Here is a 26654-nt window from a genome sequence, read left to right as displayed (position 1 = left end):
GACACCAGCAATGAGCGACGCCAGGCTTCGAGACTACCTGAAGCGGGTCACGACCGACCTTCAGCGCACCCGCATGCGGCTGCGCGAACTGGACGACCGCGAGCACGAGCCGATCGCGATCGTCTCCATGAGCTGCCGGTACCCCGGCGGGGTCGCCTCGCCCGAGGACCTGTGGCGGCTCGTGGAGTCCGGCGCCGACGGCATCACCGAGTTCCCGACCGATCGAGGCTGGGACATCGCGCGGCTCTACGACCCCGACCCGGACTCGGCGGGGACGACCTACGCCAGGGCGGGCGGCTTCCTGCCCGACGCCGCCGACTTCGACGCCGACTTCTTCGGACTGAATCCGAGGGAGGCGCTGGCCACCGACCCGCAGCAGCGTCTGCTGCTGGAGGGCGCCTGGGAGGCGTTCGAACGGGCGGGCATCCCGCCCGCCGAGCTGCGCGGCAGCCGCACCGGGGTCTTCACCGGCATCATGTACAACGACTACGGTTCCCGGTTCGACACGCCGCCCGCCGGGCTGGAAGGCTATCTCGGCAACGGCAGCGCGCCCAGCATCGCCTCGGGCCGGGTGGCCTACACCTTCGGCCTGGAGGGGCCCGCCGTCACCATCGACACGGCCTGCTCCTCCTCGCTGGTCGCCCTGCACTGGGCGATGCAGGCGCTGCGCCGGGGCGAGTGTTCGCTGGCCCTCGCGGGCGGGGTCACCGTGATGTCGACGCCGATCACCTTCGTCGAGTTCAGCCGCCAGCGCGGGCTGGCCGCCGACGGCCGCTGCAAGTCGTTCTCGTCGTCGGCCGACGGCACCGGCTGGGCCGAGGGGCTCGGACTGGTGCTGTTGGAACGGCTGTCCGACGCCCGCCGCAACGGGCACGAGGTCCTCGCGGTGCTGCGCGGCTCGGCGATCAACCAGGACGGCGCGAGCAGCAGGCTCACCGCGCCCAACGGCCCCGCTCAGCAACGGGTGATCCGGCAGGCCTTGGCCGACGCGGGACTGGAGCCGTCCGACGTGGACGCCGTGGAGGCGCACGGCACCGGAACGACGCTGGGCGACCCGATCGAGGCACAGGCCCTGCTGGCCGCCTACGGCCAGGACCGGCCCGCACAGCGGCCGCTGTGGCTGGGCGCCTTGAAGTCCAACATCGGGCACACCCAGGCCGCCGCCGGGGTCGGCGGCGTGATCAAGATGGTGCAGGCGATGCGGCACGGCCTGCTGCCCAGGACGTTGCACGTCGACGAGCCCACGACCGCCGTCGACTGGACCGCAGGGGCGGTGCGCCTGCTCACCGAGGCGGTCGACTGGACGGAGTCGGATCGGCCGCGCCGCGCGGGCGTCTCCTCCTTCGGCGTGAGCGGCACCAACGCCCACGTCATCGTCGAGGAGGCACCCGAGCCCGCCTCGGCGTCCTCGGCGGGCGCCGTGCCGACGGACTCCGACGACGCGAACGCCGAGCTGCCGCCCGCGGACCGGACCGGCCGTAGGCGGGCCGAGGCGGACCGGACCGAGGCCGAGCGGGCCGACACGGCACCGGCCGACTCCGTGACGGCTGTCGTGGTGGATCCGCCGGTCGTGCCCTGGCCGCTCTCCGGCCGCACCGCCCCGGCGCTGCGGGACCAGGCCGAACGACTGCTGGCCCTGCTGGAGCGGCGCCCCGAACTGTCCTTCGTGGACGTCGGCCATGCCCTGGCGGCGACCAGGACCCACTTCGACGCCCGTGCGGTGGTGCTGGGCGCCGACCGCGCCGAGCTGACCGCCGGGCTGCGCGCGCTCGCCGAGGACACCGACTCGGCGCAGGTCGTGCGGGAGTCCGCGGGCACCGGTCGCCTCGCCTTCCTGTTCGCCGGGCAGGGCTCCCAGCGCCCCGGCATGGGCCGCGAGCTGTACCACGCCCACCCGGTGTTCGCGCGGGCCTTCGACGAGGCCTGCGCCCACCTCGACCCCGAGCTGCCCCGGCCGCTGCGGGAGGTGGTCTTCGCCGACCAGGGCAGCGCGGCGTCGGCGCTGCTCGATCACACCGTGTTCACCCAGGCCGCGTTGTTCGCGGTGGAGGTCGCCGCCTTCCGTCTCGTCGAGTCCTGGGGCGTGCGCCCCCGCTACCTGCTCGGTCACTCCATCGGCGAACTCGCGGCGGCGCACCTGGCCGGGGTGTTCTCCCTGGCGGACGCCTGCGGGCTCGTGGCCGCGCGAGGCAGGCTGATGCAGGCCCTTCCCTCGGGCGGGGCGATGGTCGCCGTACAGGCCGCCGAGGACGAGGTGGCCCCGCTCCTGACCGACCAGACGGGCATCGCCGCCGTCAACGGCCCGACCTCCGTGGTGATCTCCGGTGAGGCCGACGCGGTGCTGGCCGTCGCGGCCGTGTTCGCCGAGCGCGGCCGCCGCACCCGACGGCTGGCGGTGTCGCACGCCTTCCACTCGCCGCTGATGGACGGGATGCTCGCCGAGTTCGCCCGCGCCGCCGAGGCCGTGACCTACCGGCGGCCGAGGCTCGCCGTGGTGTCCGACGTGACCGGCGTGCAGGCGACGGCCGAGGAGCTGACCTCGCCCGAGTACTGGGTGCGTCACGTCCGCTCCGCCGTCCGCTTCCGCGACGGGGTCGACTTCCTGCGCGATCGCGGCGTCACCCGATTCCTGGAGATCGGACCCGGCGGCACGCTCACCGGGATGGTCGGGGACTGCCTCGACGGCGCCGAGGGCGTCGTCGCCACCCCGCTGCTGCGCGGCGACCGCCCGGAGTCGCGGGCCGTCGTCGAGGCACTCGCGCGGCTGCACGGCCACGGCGTCGACCTCGACTGGCCGCGACTGTTCGACGGTGCCGCACCACGGCGCGTCGAGCTGCCCACCTACCCCTTCCAGCGCAAGCGCTTCTGGCTCGACACGCCGCCGCCCGGCGCGGATCCGGAGGGCATGGGGTTGGCCGCCTCGGCTCATCCGCTGCTGGCCGGAATGATCGCGCTCGCGGACTCGGACGCCGTCCTGCTCACCGGGGCACTGTCGCTGCGCTCCCATCCGTGGCTCGCCGACCATCGGGTCGGCGGTGTCGTCGTGCTGCCGGGGACCGCGCTGGTCGAACTCGCTCTGCACGCGGGCGACCGCGCGGGCTGCTCCACCGTGGAGGAGCTGACGCTGCGGACACCGCTGACGCTGCCCGAGGAGGGCGCGGTGCGGGTTCAGCTCGTCATCGGCGAGCCCGACGCCTCGTCCGCGCGTTCCCTGCGCGTCTACTCCCGCCCCTCGGGCGAGGGGGAGGACCAGCCGTGGACGCTGCACGCGCACGGCATGCTGGGTCGGACGCCCGCACCCGAGGGTCCGGCGCAGGCCGAGTGGCCGCCCGCGGACGCGGTCGCCGTCGACCTCGATCCGGAGTCCTTCTACGACGGGCTCGCCGCGGCGGGTCTGGAGTACGGGCCGGTGTTCCGCGGTCTGCGTGCGGTATGGCGCCACGGCGACGACGTGCTCGCCGAGGTCGCCCTGCCCGAGGACGTGCGCGGCGGGTTCGCCCTGCATCCGGCCGTGCTGGACGCGGCGCTGCACGCGGCGGGCCACACCGGGATCGGCGGCGGCGGCGCCGTGCTGCCGTTCTCGTGGACCGGGGTGACGCTGCACTCCGTCGGCGCCGCCGCACTGCGCGTCCGGCTGCGGCGCACCGGGGAGGAGTCCCTCTCCCTGACGGTGGCCGACACCACCGGAGCGCCGGTCGCCGAGATCGCCTCGCTGGCCCTGCGTGCTCCCACGCCCGACCAGCTCGCTCCCGCGTCGGCGGCGCGCGACTCCCTGTTCCGCGTGGAGTGGACGCCGTCGCTCGCGCCGGTGGTCGCCCCGCCCGACCGGTGGGTGCTGCTCGGGGACTCCCCGGTGCGGTCGGCGCTCGTCGACCACGTCGAGGCGGTGGAGCTCGGGACCCTCGACGAGGCGGCCGAGGTGCCCCCGGTGCTGCTGCTGGACCTCGCCGCGGGCGCGGCCGACCGGGCGGCGCCGGCGGGTTCCGCCGCCGATCCGGGCGCTCGCGACGGAACAGGCCCCGACGGCACGGACATCGCAGGCTCCCTCTCCGACGGCGCCGCTCTCGTCCGGGCGGCCCACGCCCGCACCGAGCGCGCGCTGACCACGGTCCAGGACTGGCTTGGTCGGGAGCGGTTCGCCGACACCAGGCTGGTGATCCTCGGTCGAGGTGCGACGGACTGCGACGGCACGGCGGTCGACCCCGCGACGGCGGCGGCCTGGGGGCTGCTGCGTTCGGCGCAGTCCGAGCATCCCGGCCGGATCGTGCTGATCGACCTCGACGACGAGGAGAGCTCGGCGCGGCTCCTGCCCGCGCTGCTCGCCGCGCGCGAGCCGGAACTGGCGGTGCGCGGCGGAGCGGCCTTCGTCCCCCGCCTCGTCCGCGCCGACTCGTCGCGCGCGGAGTCGCCGGCCGCGCGGTTCGGTCCGGAGGGCACGGTGCTGATCACCGGCGCGACCGGGGCGCTGGGCAGGCTGACGGCGCGACACCTGGTGCGGGAGCACGGTGTTCGCAGGCTGCTGCTGCTGAGCAGGCGAGGCCCGGACGCGCCGGGCGCCGCCGAACTGAGCACCGAACTCACCGCGCTGGGCGCACACGTGGAGATCGCCGCCGCCGACGCGGCGGACCGACCGGCGCTGTCGGCCGTGCTCGAGGCGATACCCGCGGAGCATCCGCTGCGTGCCGTGGTGCACGCCGCGGGTGTGCTGGACGACGGCGTCGTCACCGCGCAGACACCGGCGCGGCTCGCGGCGGTGCTGCGGGCCAAGGTGGACGCCGCCGTCGCCCTGCACGAGCTGACCCGCGACCGCGAGCTGTCCGCCTTCGTGCTGTTCTCCTCGGCGGCCGGCGTCTTCGGCGGGCCGGGCCAGGCCGGCTACGCCGCCGCGAACGCCTTCCTCGACGCCTTCGCCGCGTCGAGGGCCGCCGAGGGGCTGCCTGCCCTGGCGCTGGCCTGGGGCATGTGGGCGGAGTCCGGCGTCATGACGGCGGGACTGGGAGAGGCCGATCGGCGTCGGGCCGCCCGAGGCGGCGTGCTGCCGCTGTCCGATACGGACGGCCTGGCCCTGTTCGACGCGGCCTGCGCGGGCCCGGCGGCCGCGGTCGTGCCGATCCGGCTGAACTCGGCGGCCCTGCGCGGGCCGGCCGAGTCCGTGCCCACCGTGCTGCGCGACCGGGTGTCGGCCCGACGCCGCACGGCGTCGGCGACCGCCGCGTCGACGGCGGACGGCGGACTGGGCGCCCGGCTCGTCGGGCTGACCGAGGGCGAACAGGCCCGGGTGCTGACCGACCTGGTCCGGACGCAGATCGCGGCGGTGCTGGGTCACGACTCGACCGCCGCCGTCGAGGTGTCCCGCGCCTTCCGGGATCTCGGCTTCGACTCGCTGACCTCGATCGAGCTGCGCAATCGACTCACCGCCGAGACCGGCGTCCGGCTGCCCGCGACGCTCGTCTTCGACCACCCGACCCCGGCCGCCCTGGTGGCCCTGCTCCAAGCCGAGCTGGGCGGCCGTCGCTCGGCCGCCCCGGCCGCCGCTGCCGGCATCGCGCAGGACGAGCCCATCGCGATCGTGGCGATGAGCTGCCGCTACCCGGGCGGCGTCGCCTCACCCGAGGACCTCTGGCGGCTGGTGGCGGAGGGCCGCGACGGGATCAGCGGCTTCCCGGTGAACCGGGGCTGGGACCTGGAGCGGTTGTACGACGCCGATCCGGACGTCCCCGGCACCAGCTACGCCCGCGAGGGCGGGTTCCTGCACGACGCGGACCGTTTCGACGCCGCCTTCTTCGGGTTGAGTCCTCGGGAGGCCCTGGCGCTCGACCCGCAGCAGCGGCTCCTGCTGGAGACCTCCTGGGAGCTGTTCGAGCGCGCGGGCATCGATCCGGAGAGTATGCGCGGCACGGCCACCGGGGTCTTCGCGGGCATGATGCACCACGACTACGCGGCTCGCCTGCATGACGTTCCCGAGGAGTTCGAGGGATACCTCGGCAGCGGCAGCGCGGGCAGCATCGCCTCCGGTCGGGTCTCCTACCTGTTCGGGCTGGAGGGTCCGGCGGTGACGATCGACACCGCCTGCTCGTCCTCACTGGTGGCGATGCATCTCGCCGCGCAGTCGCTGCGCTCGGGGGAGTGCTCGATGGCGCTGGCGGGTGGGGTGACGGTGATGTCGACTCCGACGGCGTTCGTGGAGTTCAGTCGGCAGCGTGGGTTGGCGGCGGACGGTCGGTGCAAGCCGTTCGCGGAGGCAGCGGACGGGACGGGCTGGTCGGAGGGCGTAGGCCTGCTGCTGTTGGAACGACTCTCCGACGCCCGGCGCAACGGGCACGAGGTGCTCGCGGTGGTGCGCGGGTCCGCCGTCAACCAGGACGGCGCCTCCAACGGCCTCACGGCGCCGAACGGTCCCTCGCAGCAGCGGGTGATCCGCCGTGCGCTGGCCGATGCGGGCCTGACTCCCTCCGACGTCGACGCCGTGGAGGCCCACGGCACGGGCACCTCATTGGGTGATCCGATCGAGGCGCAGGCGTTGTTGGCGACCTACGGCCGGGATCGTTCGGAGGGTCGGCCGTTGTGGTTGGGGTCGTTGAAGTCGAACATCGGTCATACCCAGGCGGCGGCGGGTGTGGCGGGTGTGATCAAGATGGTGGAGGCGATGCGGCACGGGGTGCTGCCCAAGACGTTGCACGTCGACGCGCCGTCCTCTCATGTGGACTGGGACTCCGGCGCGGTCAGTCTCCTCACCGAGCAGATCGCGTGGCCCGCGGTGGACCGGCCCCGCCGGGCGGGGGTGTCGTCCTTCGGGATCAGCGGGACCAACGCGCACATCCTGTTGGAGCAGGCCCCGGAACCGGCGACGACGGCGGAGGCTCCCGCCCGCCCGCCGCTGCCCGTGGTGCCCTGGGTCCTCTCGGCGCGCTCCGCCGAGGCATTGCGTGCCCAGGCGGACCGGCTGCTCGCCTTCGCCACCGAGCACCCCGAGCTGGACCCGGCGGACACCGCGTACTCACTGGGCGTCACGCGAGCGCGGCATCCGCATCGCGCGGTGGTGCTGGGCGCGGACCGATCGGAGCTGCTGGCGGGACTGACGACGCTCACCTCGGGAGGCACCGACCGACGGGTCATCACGGGCGTCGCGGCCGCCGACCGGCTGGCCGTCCTCTTCTCGGGTCAGGGTGCGCAGCGGTCGGGGATGGGTCGGGGGTTGTACGGGGCGTTCCCGGTGTTCGCCGAGGCGTTCGACGAGGTGTGTGCTGGGTTCGAGGGTCTGTTGCCGGGGTCGTTGGCCGGGGTGGTGTTCGGCGATGCCGATGCCGATGCCGATGCCGATGCCGGTGCTGGTGCTGGTGCTGGTGCTGGTGCTGGTGTCGGGCCGGGCTTGGACATCGATCGGACGGTGTTCGCGCAGGCGGGTTTGTTCGCGTTCGAGGTGGCGTTGTTCCGGTTGGTGGAGTCGTGGGGTGTTCGTCCGGATGTGGTGACGGGGCATTCTCTGGGTGAGATCACGGCGGCGTATGTGGCGGGGGTGTTCTCGCTGGGGGATGCGTGTCGTCTGGTGGCGGCGCGGGGCAGTCTGATGGAGGCGTTGCCCGAGGGTGGTGCGATGGTGGCGGTGGCGGCCTCGGAGGATGAGGTGCGGCCGTTGTTGTCGGATGCGGTGTCGCTGGCGGCGGTGAACGGGCCGCGGGCTGTCGTGCTCTCCGGTGTGGAGAGTGCGATCGGCAGCCTGGAACAACATTTCGTCGTTCTGGGTCGGAAGACTCGTCGGTTGTCGGTGTCGCATGCGTTTCATTCGTCGTTGATGGATCCGATGCTGGGCGAGTTCGCTGAGGTCGTCGGCGGTGTTCGGTTCGAGTCGCCTCGGTTGCCGGTGGTGTCGTTGGTCTCCGGTGAGGTGGCGGGTGCGGAGATCACGACTCCGGAGTACTGGGTGCGGCATGTGCGGGAGACGGTCCGTTTCGCCGACGGCGTCACCACCCTGCACGGCCTCGGAGTCCAGGCGTTCCTGGAACTCGGCCCCCAAGCCGTGCTCACCCCCATGGTGGGCGACGTCTCCGCCGTGGCCGCCTGCCGCCGCGACCGGCCAGAGCCGGACACCGTGCTCTCGGCGCTGGCCACGCTGCACACCACCGGACTGCCGCTCGACCTCGCCGCCCTGCTGCCCGGCGCCCGCCGCGTCGACCTGCCCACCTACGCCTTCCACCACCAGCGCTACTGGCTCGACGCCACCGTCGACGGCGGCGATCCGGCCTCGCTCGGGCTCACCGGCACCGACCATCCGCTGCTCGGAGCCGCGATCTCGCTCGCCGACTCCGACGGCCTCGTGCTCACCGGACGGCTGTCCACCCGCACCAGACGGTGGCTCGCCGACCACGTCGTGGCCGAGACGACGGTGCTGCCCGGCTCGGCCTTGATCGAACTCGCGATCCGCGCGGGCGACCAGGCAGGCTGCCCGCACGTCCGGGACCTCACCCTGCACGCCCCGCTCGTCCTCCCCGACGCCGAGGACGTCGACGTGCAGGTGGTGCTCGGCGCCCCTCGGGACGACGCCGATCGGGACCTCCGGATCTACGCCCGGCCGAGCACCGGCGAGCAGCCCTGGACCACGTACGCCACCGGCACACTGGCCCCGGAGGGGACGGCCGAGGAGGTCTCCCTCACCCAGTGGCCGCCTCCCGGTGCCGAGGAGATCGACCTGACCGGCGGCTACGCCGCGCTGGCCGAGGCCGGACTGGACTACGGCCCCGCCTTCCGAGGGCTGCGCGCGGCCTGGCGGCACGGCGAGGACGTCTACGCCGAGGTCGCCCTCGACACCGACGTCGTCACGGACACCCGCCGATTCGGACTGCACCCGGCCCTGCTGGACGCCGCACTGCACGCCGCCGGGCACACGCCGGTCGCCGCCGCGAGCGACCGCGCGCTGCTGCCCTTCGCCTTCGCGGGCGTCACGTTGCACGCCGCACACGCCGACGCACTGCGTGCGCGACTGAGACCACAGGGCCTCGACGCGCTCTCGCTCGCGCTCGCCGACTCCGCCGGCCGCCCCGTCGCCACCGTCGAGCGGCTCGCACTGCGTCCGATCGCCGACGGCCTGCGCGGCACCGCCTCCGCGATCGCCCGCACCGCGTTGTTCCGGCTCGACTGGGCACCGGTCGACCTTCCCGCCGACGCACCGCCCGTCCGCCGGGTCGTCGTCGGCGACCACATGCTCGCCGAGGCCCTGCACGCCGAGTCCGTGCCCGACGTGCCCTCGGCCGCCGCGACGGCCCCGGCGGCACTGCTCGTCGCACGCCCGGCCGACTGCGAGGCGGCGCTCGAGTCGATCCAGGCCGTGCTGTCCGACGAGCGCCTGTCCGCCGCCCGGCTGCTCGTCCTGACCGCCGAGGCGACCGGCGCCGACCCCGACCCGACGGCCGCCGCGATCTGGGGACTGGTGCGCTCGGCCCAGACCGAACACCCCGACCGCCTGCTGCTCCTCGACCTCGCCGCTGACCTCGCCGCCGCCGACCTCGCCGAGCCCGCCGCCGTCGGCGCCCTGCTCGACGGGCTCCTCGCCACCGCGGAACCCCAGCTCGCCGTGCGAGACGGCCGTGCGGCCGCGCCCCGCGTCCGGCGCGCGCCGGTGCCCGAGGGCACCCCGGACCTCGGGGCGGGCACCGTGCTGATCACGGGTGGCACCGGTGCGCTCGGCTCCCTGCTCGCCCGCCACCTCGTCGTCGCGCACGGCGTCCGCGATCTGGTCCTGACCGGCCGTCGCGGACCCGCCGCCCCCGGCGCCGCAGCGCTGCGCACCGAGTTGACCGCGCTGGGCGCGGCCGTGGACGTCGTCGCCTGCGACGTCGCCGATCGCGACGCACTGGCCGCCCTCCTCGCGGACCTGCCCGCCGACCGGCCGCTGACCGGCGTCGTCCACGCCGCGGGCGTCGTCGACGACGCCACGATCACCACGCTCACCGCCGAACGCCTGCACGCGGTCCTACGCGGCAAGGCCCTCGCGGCACGGCACCTGGACGAGCTGACCGAGGGACTCGACCTCGCTGCCTTCGTCCTCTTCTCCTCGGCCGCCGGCGTGCTGGGCACCCCCGGCCAGGCCAACTACGCCGCCGCCAACGCCGCGCTCGACGCCCTCGCCCGGCGACGACACGCCCGAGGCCTGCCCGCGCACTCGCTGGCCTGGGGACTCTGGGCCGAGACCGGGGAACTCACCGAAGGTCTGGCCGACCGCGACCGCGCCCGCCTGGAACGCGGCGGCGCCCGCCCGTTGACCCCCGGCGAAGGACTGGCCCTGTTCGACGCCGCGCTCGCCTCCGGCGAACCGGTGCTGCTCCCGATGAAGCTCGACCTCGCCGCGCAGGCGGCGACCCCGCCCCATCCGCTGCTCCGCGACCTCGTCCGGACCCGGCGCCGCCACGCCTCGGGCGCCCCGAGGACCGGGCTCGCGGCGGAGCTGGCGGCCCTGCCTGAGGCCGACCGGCATGCCGCCCTGCTCGACCTGGTCCGCGACCGGTCCGCCACCGTGCTCGGCCACTCCTCGGGGGCGGCCGTCGTCGCCGACGTGTCGTTCGCCGACCTCGGGTTCGACTCGCTGACCGCCGTCGAGCTCCGCAACGCGATGTCCGCCGCCACCGGCCTCGCCCTGCCCGCGACCCTGGTGTTCGACTACCCCACGCCCCACGCGCTCGCCGAGTTCCTGGCCGCCGGCCTCACCGGCGAACCCGTCGCCGCCGCCGCGCCTTCCACGACGCGGGTGAACGACGACCCGATCGCCATCGTCTCGATGTCCTGCCGCTATCCCGGCGGCGTGCGATCGCCGGAAGACCTGTGGCGGCTGCTCGCCGAGGGCGGCGACGGCATCACCCCGTTCCCCGAGGACCGGGGCTGGGATCTCGAACGGCTCGTCGATCCCGAGCAGACCCGTCCGGGCACCAGTTACGTCGGCGACGGCGGCTTCCTGCACGACGCCGCCGACTTCGACGCCAGGTTCTTCGGCATCTCCCCTCGGGAGGCGGTGGCGATGGACCCGCAGCAGCGCCTGCTGCTCGAAGCATGCTGGGAGGCCCTGGAGCGCGCGGGCATCGACCCGGCGAGCCTGCGCGGCAGCGCCACCGGCGTCTTCACCGGCGTCATGTACCACGACTACGGCGCGCAGCTCGCCGCCGCCGACCGGGACACCGACGGCCACGTGGGAACGGGCGCCGCGGGCAGCGTGGTGTCCGGGCGCGTCGCCTACGCGCTCGGGCTCGAAGGCGCGGCCGTCTCGATCGACACCGCCTGTTCGTCCTCCCTGGTGGCGATGCACCTGGCGACCCAGGCCCTGCGCTCGGGAGAGTGCGATCTTGCCCTGGCGGGTGGGGTGACGGTGATGTCGACTCCCACGGCGTTCGTGGAGTTCAGTCGGCAGCGTGGCCTGGCGCCCGATGGTCGGTGCAAGCCGTTCGCCGACGCCGCCGACGGGACGGGCTGGTCGGAGGGCGTGGGCCTGGTGCTGTTGGAGCGGCTGTCCGACGCCCGCCGCAACGGGCACGAGGTGCTCGCCGTGGTGCGGGGGTCCGCGGTGAACCAGGACGGGGCGTCGAACGGTCTGACGGCGCCGAACGGTCCGTCGCAGCAGCGGGTGATCCGTCGTGCGCTGGCCGACGCCGGGTTGGTGCCGTCCGAGGTGGACGCCGTGGAGGCGCACGGCACCGGGACGACGCTCGGCGACCCGATCGAGGCCCAGGCGTTGCTCGCCACCTACGGCCGGGATCGTTCGGCGGAGCGGCCGCTGCTGTTGGGGTCGTTGAAGTCGAACATCGGGCACACGCAGGCGGCGGCGGGTGTGGCGGGTGTGATCAAGATGGTGGAGGCGATGCGGCACGGGGTGCTGCCGAAGACGTTGCACGTCGACGCGCCGTCCTCTCATGTGGACTGGGACGCCGGAGCGGTCAGCCTGCTCACCGAGCTGACGCCGTGGCCGGACGGCGACCGACCCCGGCGAGCCGGCGTCTCCTCGTTCGGGTTCAGCGGCACCAACGCGCATCTGATCATCGAGGAGGGGCCGCGCGCCCCTCGCCCCACGCCCTCGGACACCGCCGTGGCACCCGTGCTGCCGTGGGTCCTCTCCGCCCGCTCGCCGGAGGCCCTGTGCGCACAGGCCACCCGGCTGGCCGCCTTCGTGACGGAGCATCCCGACCTCGGCCTCGCCGACGTCGGCTACTCCCTCGGGGTCACCCGCACGGCACACGCCCACCGCGCCGCGGTGCTCGGCACGGACCGGGCCGAGCTGTTGGCGGGCCTGGACGTCCTGGCCGCGGGCGTCGCGGACCAGCGGGTGCTCACCGGCATCGCCGCACCGGGCCGCTCGGCGGCGGTGTTCTCCGGACAGGGCGCCCAGCGAGCGGGGATGGGCCGGGAGCTGCACGCCGCTTTCCCCGTGTTCGCCGAGGCCTTCGACGAGGTGTGCGCGGGCTTCGCCGGCCTGCTGCCGCGCGAACTGGGCGACGTCGTCCTGGGCGCGGCCGCCGCCGACTCCGGGGCCGAGCTGGACCAGACCGTGTTCGCGCAGGCCGGACTGTTCGCCTTCGAGGTCGCACTGTTCCGCCTGCTGGAGTCGTGGGGCGTCCGCCCCGACGCCCTGACGGGCCACTCACTCGGGGAGATCACCGCCGCGTACCTGGCCGGGGTGTTCGCCCTGCCGGACGCCTGCCGGCTCGTGGCGGCGCGGGGCGGCCTGATGCAGGCGCTGCCCGAGGGCGGCGCCATGGCGGCGATCGCGGCGTCCGAGGACGAGGTGCGTCCCCTGCTCGGCGGCGTGCTCGACATCGCGGCCGTCAACGGCCCGACGGCCGTGGTCGTCTCCGGCGCCGAGGACGCGGTGGCCGCGATCCAGACGCACTTCGCCGACCTGGGCCGTCGCACCCGCCGCCTCGCGGTGTCGCACGGCTTCCACTCGCCACTGATGGACCCGATGCTCACCGAGTTCGCCGCCGTCGCGGCGACCGTCGACTATCGGCCCGCGCGCGTCCCCGTGGTGTCGCTGGTGTCGGGGGCCCTGGCCGGGCCGGAGATCGCCACGGCGGAGTACTGGGTGCGGCACGTGCGGGAGTGCGTCCGGTTCGCCGACGGCGTCACGACGCTGCGCGACCTCGGGGTGACCCGATTCCTGGAGATCGGCCCGCAGGCCGTGCTCACCCCCATGGTGACCGACGCCGCCTCGGTGCAGGCCGTGACGGCGGTGACCGCCGTCCCCGCCCTGCGCAGGGACCGCGCGGAGGTCGAGAGCGTCATCGCGGCCGTGGCCGCCCTGCACACCGCGGGCGCCTCGCCCGACTGGGCGGCGCTCTTCCCCGGCGCGCGGCGGACCACGCTGCCCACCTATGCCTTCCAACACGAGCGCTACTGGCTCGACGGGCCCGCCGCGGGCGGCGATCCCACCGCCAGTGGCCTCACCGCCGCCGACCATCCACTCGTCGGCGCGGCGATCCACCTCGCGGGCTCCGGCGGCGTCGTGCTCACCGGCAGGCTGTCCACCCGGACCCACCCGTGGCTGGCCGAGCACACCGTCCACGGCACCACGGTCGTGCCGGGCACCGCGTTCGTGGAACTCGCCATCCGCGCGGGCGATCACGTCGGCGCCCCGCACCTGACCGAGCTGACGCTGCACACCCCGCTCGCCCTCGACGCCCGCAGCGGGGTCCGAGTGCAGCTGGCCGTCGGCCACCGGGACGACGACGGACACCACCCGGTGACGATCTACTCCCAGCCGGACGGCGGCGACGACTGGACCACCCACGCGACCGGTGCGCTGCGGGCCACCGGGGACGCCGAGGCCGAGATCTGGGATCAGTGGCCGCCGCCCGGCGCGGAACCCGTCGACCTGGCGGGCCTCTACGAGCGCCTCGACGACGGCGGCCTCGGCTACGGCCCGACCTTCCGCGGCCTGCGCTCCCTCTGGCGGCACCCCGCCGAGGACGACACCGTCTACGCCGAGGCGGCCCTTCCGGACACCGCCGTCGCCGACGCGGGTCGATACGGCATCCACCCCGCGCTGCTCGACGCCGCGCTGCACGCGATCGGCCACACCGGCATCGGCGCGGACGGCGAGAGCGCCCTGCTGCCGTTCTCCTGGAACGGCGTCTCCCTGTACGCGGGCGGGGCGCGGGCCGTGCGGCTGCGGCTGCGGCGGCTCGCAGGCGACTCCGTCGCGCTGCGGATCGCCGACGGCACGGGTCGCGCCGTCGCCTCGGTGACCGAGCTGACGCTCCGGCCGGTTCGCCCCGCCGAGGAGACCGTGTCGCGCGACGCGCTGTTCCGCCTGGACTGGCTGCCGCTGACCGAGGTCGCGGGCGGCGACTCCGACGAGCCGGTCGACGCGGTCTTCGCGGCGGCCGACACCGCCTACGACGCGCTGCGACACATTCAGGACGAACTCGGTGAGGCACACCGGGGCGACGGCGAGGACCGCGCGCTGGTGCTGTCCACTCGTGGCGCCGTCGGCTGCGCGGGCACCGTGCCGGATCCCGACGCCGCCGCGATCTGGGGCCTGGCGCGCTCGGCCCAGTCCGAGCACCCCGGCAGGCTGGTGCTGATCGACACCGACGGAACCCCGGCCTCCGACGCGGCGGTGCCCGCGGCGGTGCGCTCCGGCGAGCCGCAGCTGGCCCTGCGGCAGGGGACCGCCTACGTCCCCCGGCTGGTCCGGGCGGCACCACCCGCCTCGGCCGACCCGGCCCCCGACGCCGAGCCGTTCGGCGGCGACGGGACGGTCCTGATCACCGGCGGCACCGGCGCGCTGGGCTCCGCGATCGCACGCCACCTGGCGGCCGCCCATGGGGTCCGACGGCTGCTGCTGCTCAGCCGCCGGGGAACCGGGGCGGCGGCGCTGGTCGCCGAACTCGCCGAACTCGGCGCGCGGGCCGAGGTCGTGGCCTGCGACGCGGCGGATCGGGCGGCGCTGGCCGAGGTGCTCACCCGCATCCCGGCCGACGAGCCGCTGCGCGCCGTCGTCCACGCGGCCGGGGTGCTCGACGACGGCACGATCGCCTCGCAGACGCGGGAGAGCCTGGATCGGGTGCTGCGACCCAAGATCGTCGCCGCCCGGCATCTCCACGAACTGACCTCGGACTCGGACCTCACCGCCTTCGTGCTCTTCTCCTCGCTGGCGGGCACCGTCGGCACGCCGGGACAGGCGAACTACGCGGCGGCGAACGCGGCGCTCGACGCCCTCGCGGAGCAGCGTCGCGCCGCCGGACTGCCCGCGTTGTCGCTGGCCTGGGGTCTGTGGGAGGGCTCCGGCGATCTCACCAGGGACCTGACGGGCACCGATCGCTCCCGGCTGGCCCGCGGCGGTGTGCGGGAGCTGCCGGTCGCCGAAGGCCTCGCGCTGTTCGACGCCGCGATGAACTCGGACCGTCCGGTGCTCATCCCGGCGAAGCTGGACCTCGCCGCCTTGCGGGCCGGGAACGCCGCGGGACGCCCGCTGCACGCGCTGTGGAACAGGTTGGTGCCCCCGGCACGGCGCACCGCCGAGGGCCTGCCCGACGGGGGCCTGCGCGACCGGCTGGCGGCGCTGTCGAGTGCACAGCGGCAGACCGAACTGGTCACCATGGTGCGCGAACGGGTCGCAGCCGTCCTCGGCCATGGCTCCGGCGCCGCGATCGCGGCCGACGAGGCCTTCACCGACCTCGGTTTCGACTCCCTCACGGCGGTGGAGCTGCGCAATCAGCTGGTCGCCGCCACCGGGCTGCGGCTACCCGCCACGCTGGTCTACGACCACCCCACTCCCGCCGCGCTGGCGGGTCGGCTGGACGCCGAGCTGTTCGGCGCGGCCGAGCCGCCTGCGGCCGCCGACCGGGTCGCGCCGTCGCAGGACGAGCCGATCGCGATCGTGGCGATGGGCTGTCGCTACCCCGGCGGCGTGGAGACCCCCGAGGACCTGTGGCGCCTGATCGACGCCGGGACGGACGGCATCGGCGGATTCCCCGACGACCGGGGCTGGGATCTGGCGGCCCTGTACGACCCGGAACCCGGCAAGGCCGGCACCTGTTACGCCCGCGAAGGCGGCTTCCTGGCCGATCCCGCCGGCTTCGACGCGAACTTCTTCGGCATCTCCCCTCGGGAGGCGCTGGCGATGGACCCCCAGCAACGGCTGCTGCTGGAGGTGAGCTGGGAGACCTTCGAGCGTGCCGGACTCGACCCGCAGTCGGTGCGCGGCAGCTCCGTCGGCGTGTTCGCGGGTCAGATGTACCACGACTACGGTGGCAGGCTCGCCGCCGCGCCGGGCGACTCGGAGGGACACGAGGGCACCGGGGGAGCGGGCAGCGTGCTGTCCGGCCGGGTCTCCTACCTGTTCGGGCTGGAGGGTCCGGCGGTGACGGTGGACACGGCCTGTTCCTCGTCGCTGGTGGCGATGCACCTGGCCGCGCAGTCGCTGCGCTCAGGCGAATGCTCGATGGCGTTGGCGGGCGGCGTGACCGTGATGGCCACCCCCGGTGCGTTCGTGACGTTCAGTCGACAGCGTGGCCTGGCGCCCGACGGCCGGTGCAAGCCGTTCGCGGCGGCCGCCGACGGGACGGGCTGGTCGGAGGGCGTGGGCCTGGTGTTGTTGGAGCGGCTGTCCGACGCCCGGCGCAACGGACATCCGGTGCTGGCCGTGCTGCGCGGGTCGGCCGTGAATCAGGACGGCGCATCCAACGGCCTCACGGCCCCGAACGGGCCGTCACAGCAGCGGGTCATCCGTGCCGCGCTGGCCGCGGCGGGTCTGCGGCCGTCCGAGATCGACGCCGTCGACGCGCACGGCACGGGTACGACGTTGGGTGATCCGATCGAGGCGCAGGCGTTGTTGGCGACCTATGGCCGGGATCGTGTCGAGGGTCGGCCGTTGTGGTTGGGGTCGGTGAAGTCGAATCTCGGGCACACGCAGGCGGCGGCGGGTGTGGCGGGTGTGATCAAGATGGTGGAGGCGATGCGGCACGGGGTGCTGCCGAAGACCCTGCACGTCGACGCGCCGACGCCGCGGGTGGACTGGGACGCGGGTGGCGTCCGGCTGCTCACCGAGCCGGTGCCGTGGGAGAGCGGCGACCGGCCGAGGCGGGCGGGCGTGTCGTCCTTCGGGATCAGCGGCACCAACGCACACGTGCTGCTGGAGCAGTATCGAGAGTCCGATCTCGACTCCCGCGCCCCGACGGGCGTCCCGCCGACGACGCCGCGGGGCACGGACGCGTCGACGGCCGAGGTCTCGACGACATCGGTGGTGCCACTGGTGCCGCTGGCCGTCTCGGCCCGTTCCCCGGAGGCGCTGGCCGCTCAGGCCGCTCGCCTGCTGGCCTTCGTCGAGGACCACCCCGAGATCGCCGTCGCGGATCTCGGCCGCTCGCTGGGTGTCAGCCGGGCCGCGCTGGAGCATCGCGCGGTCGTCGTCGCAGCCGACCGCGACGGGGCACTGACCGGCCTGCGCACGGTGGCCGACCGGGAGCGACACCCGTCCGTCTACTCGGGTCTCGCCGCCCGCACCGGCGGCCTGGCCGTCCTCTTCTCGGGTCAGGGTGCGCAGCGGTCGGGGATGGGTCGGGGGTTGTACGGGGCGTTCCCGGTGTTCGCCGAGGCGTTCGACGAGGTGTGTGCTGGGTTCGAAGGTCTGTTACCGGGGTCGTTGGCCGGGGTGGTCTTCGAGGAGACCGATGCCGCGTCGGGTGCTGTGTTGGATCGGACGGTGTTCGCGCAGGCGGGTTTGTTCGCGTTCGAGGTGGCGTTGTTCCGGTTGGTGGAGTCGTGGGGTGTTCGTCCGGATGTGGTGACGGGGCATTCTCTGGGTGAGATCTCGGCGGCGTATGTGGCCGGGGTGTTCTCGCTGGAAGACGCGTGTCGTCTGGTGGCGGCTCGTGGTGGGTTGATGGAGGTGTTGCCTTCGGGTGGTGCGATGGTGGCGGTGGCGGCCTCGGAGGATGAGGTGCGGCCGTTGTTGTCGGATGCGGTGTCGCTGGCGGCGGTGAACGGGCCGCGGGCGGTGGTGGTCTCGGGTGTGGAGCAGGCCGTGGCCGCGGTGGGTGAGCATTTCGCTGGTCTGGGTCGGAAGACTCGTCGTCTGTCGGTGTCGCATGCGTTCCACTCGCCGTTGATGGACCCGATGCTGGGCGAGTTCGCTGAGGTCGTCGGCGGTGTTCGGTTCGAGTCGCCTCGGTTGCCGGTGGTGTCTCTGGTCTCCGGTGAGGTGGCGGGTGCGGAGATCACGACTCCGGAGTACTGGGTGCGGCATGTGCGGGAGACGGTCCGTTTCGCCGACGGCGTCACCACTTTGCGCGGCACGGGCGTCACCCGATTCCTCGAACTCGGCCCGCAGGCGGTGCTGACGTCCCTGGTCGCCGAGGCCGCCGAGGACGTGACGGCGATCGCGGCCGTGCGGCGGGACCGGGCCGAGCCGGAGTCCGTTCTCTCGGCGCTGGCCGCGCTGTACGCCACGGGTGTCGATCTCGACTGGGCCGCCCTGCTGCCCGGCGCCCGCCGCGTCGACCTGCCCACCTACGCCTTCCAACACGAGCGCTACTGGCCTGCGTCGGCCCCGGCCGTCGGCGACGTCACCGCGGCAGGCCTGGCCGCCGCCGAACACCCGATGCTCGGAGCCGTGGTCTCGGTGGCGGGCACGGACGGCCTCGTGCTCACCGGGCGGATCTCGACCCGCACCCACCCGTGGCTGGCCGATCACGTCGTGCACGGCACCACCATCGTGCCCGGCACCGCCCTGGTCGAACTCGCCGTCCACGCAGGGGATCACGTCGGCGCCCCGCACCTCGCCGAACTCACCCTGCACACCCCGCTGACCCTCGACGAGCAGGACACTCACCTCCAGGTCATCGTCGGGGAGCCGGATCAGCAGGACCGCCCCGTCACCGTGTTCTCCTCCACCGACGGCGAGCAGTGGACCCGACACGCCGCGGGAATCCTGTCGACCCGAGGCGCCGCGCCCATCGCGGTCGACGCGAGCTGGCCGCCCGAGGGGGCCGACCCGATCGACGTCGCCGAGCTCTACGACCGTCTGGCCGCCGACGGACTGGCCTACGGCCGCGCCTTCCAGGGCCTCCGCGCGGCCTGGCGCCGGGAGGACGAGGTGTTCGCCGAGATCGGACTGGCCGATGACGAGCGCGCCCAGGCAGGCCGGTACGGACTGCACCCGGCCCTGTGGGACGCGGCCCTGCACGCCGTCTCCCTGGCGGGACTCGGCGCGCAGGACGGCGGTCCCCTCGTCCCCTTCGCCCTCGCAGGCGCCGCCCTGCACGCCGAGGGCGCCACCACCCTGCGCGTCCGGGTACGTCCCCGCACCGCCGACACCGTCACCCTCACCGCGTCCGATCCGGCGGGCAACCCGGTGGTGTCGCTGGAGTCGCTGGTGCTGCGGCCCTTCGGCGCGGCGCCGGCCCGGCCCGGCCCCGACGCGCTCTACCGACTCTCCTGGGTCGAACACCCGGTCGTCGAGACCGCCTCCGCGGCCCGCTGGTCCGTGCTCGGCGACGAAGAGCTGACCGAGGCGCTGCGCGGCAGCGTCGCCGGGCTCGACACCCCCGCCGACTTCGCCGCCCTCGTCGACGATCTCGACGTGCGGCCCGCCCCGGACGTCGTCGTGCTCGCACACCGTGCCGCGCCGGGGAACGTCGAGGCGTCCGCACGGATTCGTACCAGCACCGCCGACACGCTGGCCCTGCTCCAGAGCTGGTCGGCCGAGGAACGGCTCGCCGATTCGCGGCTCGTCCTGCTCACCAGCGGCGCCGTCGACGCGGGCGACGCCTCCAACGGCATCGACCTCTGCGGCGCGGCGATCTGGGGGCTGGCGCGCTCCGCTCAGTCGGAGAACCCCGACCGATTCGTCCTGATCGATCTGGACGACCTGACCGCCTCGGCCGAGGTGCTCGCGGCGGTGATCGCCTCGGGGGAGCCGCAGGCCGCCGTGCGCGGCGGCCGGGTGCTGGTACCACGACTCGCCAGGTCCGCCCCGGACCCGGAGCCCGCGGCGCCCTTCGGCCCAGAGGGCACCGTGCTGATCACCGGGGCGACGGGCGCGCTGGGCGGGCTGATCAGCGCTCATCTGGTACGGGAGCACGGCGTCCGGCATCTGCTCCTGCTCAGTCGCCGGGGGCCCGAGGCTCCGGGCGCCGCCGAGCTGACCGCGGAGCTGACCGCGCTCGGCGCCCACGTCCGGCTCGCCGCCTGCGACGCGGCCGACCGTTCCGCCCTCGCCGAGGTGCTGCGTGAGGTACCCGCCGACCAGCCGGTGCGCGGTGTGGTGCATGCGGCCGGGGTTCTCGACGACGGCGTCCTGCACTCGCTCACCCCCGAGCGGGTCGACCGCGTGCTCCGACCCAAGATCGACGCCGCGATCAACCTGAACGAACTGACGGACTCGGCGGAGCTGTCCGCCTTCGTGCTGTTCTCCTCGTTCGCAGGGCTGGTGGGCACGCCGGGCCAGGGCAACTACGCGGCCGCCAACGCCTGCCTGGACGCCCTGGCCCAGCATCGGCGCGGCAGCGGTCGACCCGCGCATTCACTGGCGTGGGGGCTCTGGGATCAGACGGGCCTGGCGGCCGACGCCGCCGCCGGCTCGGCGACCAGGCCCGGCCGGGGCGGGGTGGCGGCCCTGTCGGCGGAGGAGGGCCTCGCGCTCTTCGACGCCGCCGTCACCGGACGGGAGTGCCTCGTCGTGCCGGTCAAGCTCGTTCCCGCCGCGCTGCGTGCCCAGGGCCCCTCGGTACCGGGCATCCTGCGTGATCTGGTCCCGGTGCCTCGTCGTGCGGCGGCGGTCGGCGACATGGTCGAGGTCGACGGCCTGCGGCGGCGGCTCGCCGGGGTCACCACCGCCGACCGGCGTCGCGCACTGCTCGCCGTGGTACGCACCCAGGTGGCGGCCGTCCTCGGTCACGGTTCCGCCGAGGCCGTCCCGGCCGACCGAAGCTTCGCCGAGTTGGGCTTCGACTCGCTGACCGCGCTCGAACTGCGCAACGGCCTCACGGCGGAGACGGGGCTGCGGCTGCCCGCGACCCTGATCTTCGACCACCCGACGCCGGAGCGGCTGGCCGAGCTGATCGACGTCGAACTGTTCGGCGACGCGGCGCCCGACGAGGACGACGACGCGGCCACGCGCGCGGCGGAGACCGACGCGGACGAGGAGCCGATCGCGATCGTCGCCATGGCCTGTCGGTACCCCGGCGGCGTCACCTCGCCGGAACAGCTCTGGCAGCTGATCAGCGAGGGGCGCGACGGCATCGTCGAATTCCCCGCCGACCGTGGCTGGGACCTCGACGCCCTCTATGACCCCGACCCCGGCACCCCCGGCCGGTGCTACACCCGCAGTGGCGGCTTCCTCGACGACGTCGGCGGCTTCGACGAGGGCTTCTTCGGGATCTCCCCTCGGGAGGCGCTGGCGATGGACCCGCAGCAACGGCTGCTCCTGGAGACCTCCTGGGAGGCGATCGAACGAGCGGGCATCGACCCGGCGATGCTGCGTGGCAGCGCCACCGGCGTCTTCGCGGGCGTCATGTACCAGGACTACGGGGCGCTGCTCGCCGACGGCGGCGACGACTCCGAAGGCCATGTCAGCGTCGGCGCGGCGGGCAGCGTCGTCTCGGGCCGGGTGGCCTACGCGCTGGGACTGGAGGGGCCCGCCGTCTCGATCGACACCGCCTGCTCCTCCTCCCTGGTGGCGCTGCACTGGGCACGGCAGGCCCTCCGACAGGGCGAGTGCTCGCTGGCCCTGGTCGGCGGCGTGACCGTGATGGCCACCCCCACCGTGTTCGTCGAGTTCAGTCGGCAGCGCGGTCTGGCGCCCGACGGCCGGTGCAAGCCCTTCGCCGACGCCGCCGACGGGACCAGCTGGTCGGAGGGTGTCGGTGTGCTGCTGGTGGAGCGGTTGTCGGATGCCCGTCGCCTCGGGCATCCGGTGTTGGCGGTGGTGCGGGGTTCGGCGGTGAACTCCGACGGGGCGTCGAACGGGTTGACGGCGCCGAATGGTCCGTCGCAGCAGCGGGTGATTCGTCGTGCGTTGGCCGACGCGGGGTTGGCGGCGTCCGAGGTGGACGTGGTGGAGGCGCACGGCACGGGGACGAGGTTGGGCGACCCGATCGAGGCGCAGGCCCTGTTGTCCGCCTACGGCCGGGATCGCTCGGCCGACCAGCCGTTGTGGCTGGGCTCGGTCAAGTCGAACATCGGGCACACGCAGGCGGCGGCGGGTGTGGCGGGTGTGATCAAGATGGTGGAGGCGATGCGGCACGGGGTGCTGCCCAAGACGTTGCACGTCGACGCGCCGTCCTCGCACGTGGACTGGGACGCCGGAGCGGTGCGACTGTTGACCGAGTCGGTGCCGTGGGAGGCCGACGACCGGCCCCGCCGAGCCGCGATCTCCTCGTTCGGAATCAGCGGCACCAACGCCCACGTGGTCATCGAGCAGGGGCCCGCCGACGTGGCGGGTCCCGAGACCGCCGTCGCGGAGTCGAACCCGACCGGGACGACCTCCGCGGGGACGAACCGTGCGGGGTCGAATCCGGGAGAGTCGAGGTCCGCCGCCGAGCCGCAGGCCACCGAACCGGGGGCCGCCGCATCGGAAGCCGATCCGATCGCCGCATCGCGCCCGGTGGTGCCGTGGGTGTTCTCGGCCCGCTCGCCCGCGGCACTGCGGGCGACTGCCGAGCGGCTGCTCGTCTTCGCCGCCGACCATCCCGAGATCGACCCCGCCGCCGTGGGTCACGAACTGGCCGCCACGCGATCGGCCTTCGAGCATCGGGCCGTCGTCGCGGGCGCCGACCCCGCCGAACTGCTGACCGCCTTGCGCGTCCGCAGCGAGGACGACGCCGAGCCCCACGCCGCTCGCGACGGGGGACCGGTGGTGTTCGTGTTCCCTGGTCAGGGTTCGCAGTGGGCGGGGATGGGTCGGGAGTTGCTGGCCTGCTCCCCGGTGTTCGCGGCGCGGTTCGCGGAGTGTGCGGCGGCGTTGGGCGAGTGGGTGGACTTCTCGCCGACGGCGGCGTTGGACGACGAGGAGTCGTTGTCGCGGGATGACGTGGTGCAGCCGTTGTTGTTCGCGGTGCTGGTGTCCTTGGCGGCGGTGTGGGAGTCGTTCGGCGTTCGGCCGGACGCGGTGGTGGGCCACTCCCAGGGCGAGATCGCCGCCGCGGTGGTGGCAGGCGGTCTGTCGTTGGCCGACGGTGCGCGGGTGGTATGTCTCCGGTCTCAGTTGATCGCCGAGACGCTGGCAGGCCGCGGCGGGATGCTCTCGGTCGCGTTGTCGGAGTCCGAGGTCCGGGCGCGGCTGACCGGGGTCGAGGGTGTGTCGGTGGCGGGGCTGAACGGGCCCCGTGCCGTGGTGATCTCCGGGGATCTGGCCGCGCTGGCGGAGTTCGCCGCCGCCTGCGAGGCCGACGGCGTGCGCGCCCGGCGGGTCCCGATCGACTACGCCTCGCACTCGGCGCAGGTCGAGCGGATCGAAACCGAACTGATCGCCGCGCTCGACGGCCTCGCGCCCCGCAGCAGCGGCGTCGGCTTCCGCTCCTCGGTGACCGGCGGCTGGGTCGACACCGCCGAACTGGACGCCCGGTACTGGTACGAGAACCTCCGCAACACCGTGCGGTTCGAGTCGGTGATCGCCGCGCTGGCCACCGAGGGCTACACGAGCTTCGTGGAGGTCTCGCCGCATCCGGTCCTCACCATGCCCGTGCACGACGTCCTGGACACCATCGAGGCCGAGGCGATGGTCGTCGGCACGCTGCGTCGTGACGACGGCGGACCGCGACAGCTCTACGCGAACCTCGCCGAGGCCTGGCGACAGGGTCACCCGATCGACTGGACCGCCGCGTTCACCGGCCCTCGGGACCGCCGGATCACCCTGCCCACCTACCCGTTCCAGCACAGCCGCTACTGGCCGGAGCCCGCCCGATCGTCGGCGCGAGGCGGCGCCCCCGGTGCCCTCGGTCTCGCCGACGCCGAACACCCCGTCCTCGGCGCCGAGGTGGACCTCGCCGACGCCGACGGCATCGTGCTCACCGGACTGTTGTCCGCGCGGCATCAGCCGTGGCTCGCCGACCACTCCGTCGACGGCGTCGTCGTGGTCCCGGAGGCACTGCCCGCGGAACTCGCCCTGCGGGCCGGGCAGCGGATCGGCTTCGATCACCTCGTCCGGCTCGACGTGCTGTCGCCGCTGCCCCTGGCCGCCGACGCGGTCCTCCAGGTCCAGGTCGCCGTCGCCGCACCGGACGACTCCGGGCAGCGACCCCTCACCGTCCACGTGCGCGAACACGGGGACGCGGACGGCACGGCGGGCGGCTGGACCCGCTACGCGCACGGACTGCTCGCGACCCCGACCGCCGAGCCCGACGGCGATCCCGGCCTGGTCGCGTGGCCGCCCTCGGCGACCGAGGCCGACCCCGACGAGCAGCACCAGCGGATCGCCGACGCGGGCACCGAACTCGGATCGAGGTTCGGCACCGTGCGGGCGCTCTGGCGGCGGGACGGGGAGCTGTTCGCCGAGATCGACCTTCCGGCGGACGAGGAGCCGGCCGCCGGGCGATTCGGCCTCCACCCCGGTCTGCTCACCACCGCGCTGCTGCTGGCCGATCAGGACGGTCGAGGGCTGGTCCCCACCGGCTGGGCCGGCGTACGGCTGCACGCCCGAGGCGCCACCCGTCTGCGGGCGCACCTCGTCTTCGACGGCGATGCCGGGGTGCGGCTCACCGCCGCCGACTCCGAGGGCGGCCCCGTGCTCTCCGCGACGACGATCCGACTGTCCCCGGTGGATCGACGCCGACTCGACGGAGAACGGGGCGGCACCCGGATACCGCTGTTCGGCCTCGACTGGCAGCCGATCGGCTTCGACGCGGCGCCCGAGGTCGTCGCCGGAGACCGCCCGTGGGCCCTGGTGGGCGCCGACGTCCCCGCCGTCGCGGCGGATCTGGCGGTCCCCACGGCCGCCGCTCTCGACGACGTGATCGGAAACCCGGAGGTGGTGATCGCCCTGCTCGGCGGCGGTGACCCGCGCACCGCCGTGGGCGCGGCGCTGCGGCTGCTCCAGGACTGGCTGGCCGACGACCGGTTCGCCGCGGCCCGGCTGGTGGTGCTCACCACCGGCGCCGTCGGCTGCGGCGGGACGTCGCCCGACCCGGGGGCGGCCGCGGTGTGGGGTCTGCTCCGTACCGCGCAGTCGGAGAACCCCGGCCGGTTCCTCCTCGTGGACGTCGAGGCCGACGCGGCGGCCCCTCGGCTCGCCGAGATCCTCACGGGCCTGTCGGCCTCCGCCGAAGACCAGGTGGCGATCCGCGACGGCGCGCCGTTCGTGCCCAGGGTCGTGGAGCTGCCCGAACCGTCCGACGCGGCGGCCGTCGCCTTCGATCCCGAGTCGACGGTGCTGGTGACCGGCGGGACCGGGGCGCTCGGCGGGCTCGTCGCCCGACACCTCGTCCAGACCCACGGGGTGCGGCACCTGGTGTTGACCAGTCGCCGAGGCGCACAGGCGCCCGGTGCCGGGGAACTGCTGGCCGACCTCGCCGCCCTCGGCGCGCACGCCGAGGCAGTCGCCTGCGATGCCGCGGATCGGGAGGCACTGGCCGCCCTGCTCGCCCGGATTCCCGCCGAGCGGCCGCTGCGCGGCGTCGTCCACCTCGCGGGCGTCCTCGAGGACGGCGTCATCAACTCGCTGACCGCGGAGTCGGTGGACCGGGTGCTCCGGCCGAAGTCCGATGCCGCCCGCCATCTCGACGAACTCACCAGAGAGCACGACCTCACCGCCTTCGTCCTGTTCTCCTCGCTGGCGGGCACCCTCGGCACACCGGGCCAGGGCAACTACGCGGCGGCCAACGCCTACCTGGACGCGCTGGCGCTACGCCGTCGGGCCGAGGGGCTGCCCGCTCTCGCCATGGCCTGGGGGCTGTGGGCCGAGACCGGGGAACTGACCGGCGACCTGGGCGAGGCGGACCGGGCGCGGCTGGGGCGCGGCGGCGTCATGGCCATGTCCTCGGCGACCGGCCTCGCACTGTTCGACGCGGCACTGGCCTCGGGGGAGACGATCACGCTGCCCGCGCGGTTCGACCGGGTGGCTCTGCGCGCGCAGGGCGACGCGCTCCCCGGTGTGCTCGGCGGACTGCTGAGCACGGTTCGGCGGACCGCCGCCACCAGGGCCGCGACCAGGCTCCGCGATCGCCTGGCGGGCATGCTGCCCGCCCAGCGACGGCTGGAGCTGCTGGAGCTCGTCCGGGCGCAGGTCGCGGGGACGCTCGGTCACGCGGGCCCCGAGGACGTCGATCCGACCAGGGCGTTCAAGGACTACGGGTTCGACTCGCTGATGGCGCTGGACGTCCGCAACCGACTGGCCGCCGCCACCGAGCTGCGCCTGCCCGGTTCGCTGCTGTTCGACCACCCGACGGCGGCGGACATGGCGGAGTTCCTCCAAGACCAGCTCGTCGAGCCGGGGGAGCAGCCGGGTTCCACGGTCGACGCCGAGCTGGACCGGCTCGACGCGGCCATCTCGGCACTCGGCGCCGACGCCGCGGCGGGAGCCTCGGTGAGCATCCGGCTGAAGGCGATGCTGTCCAGACTGGACGAGCTCGCGGGCGACCGCGCGGGCGACGAGGCCGCCGACTCGGTGGTCGATCGGATCGGCGCGGCCAGTGACGACGAGATGTTCGACTTCATCGACAAGCAGCTCGGCATGTCGTGAG

1 protein-coding gene is annotated in these 26654 nt (G+C 74.4%); it reads left to right on the top strand.

Annotated features, from left to right (window positions below):
• Positions 1-10 precede the first annotated feature (10 nt).
• Positions 11-26653, top strand: coding sequence for a type I polyketide synthase (locus AHOG_RS29970; protein ID WP_245856249.1), 26643 nt, complete (start codon positions 11-13; stop codon positions 26651-26653).
• Position 26654 lies beyond the last annotated feature (1 nt).

It is taken from the genome of Actinoalloteichus hoggarensis (assembly GCF_002234535.1).
GTDB classification, from domain to species: Bacteria; Actinomycetota; Actinomycetes; order Mycobacteriales; family Pseudonocardiaceae; genus Actinoalloteichus_A; species Actinoalloteichus_A hoggarensis.
This window is presented reverse-complemented; position numbering and strand designations above follow the sequence as displayed.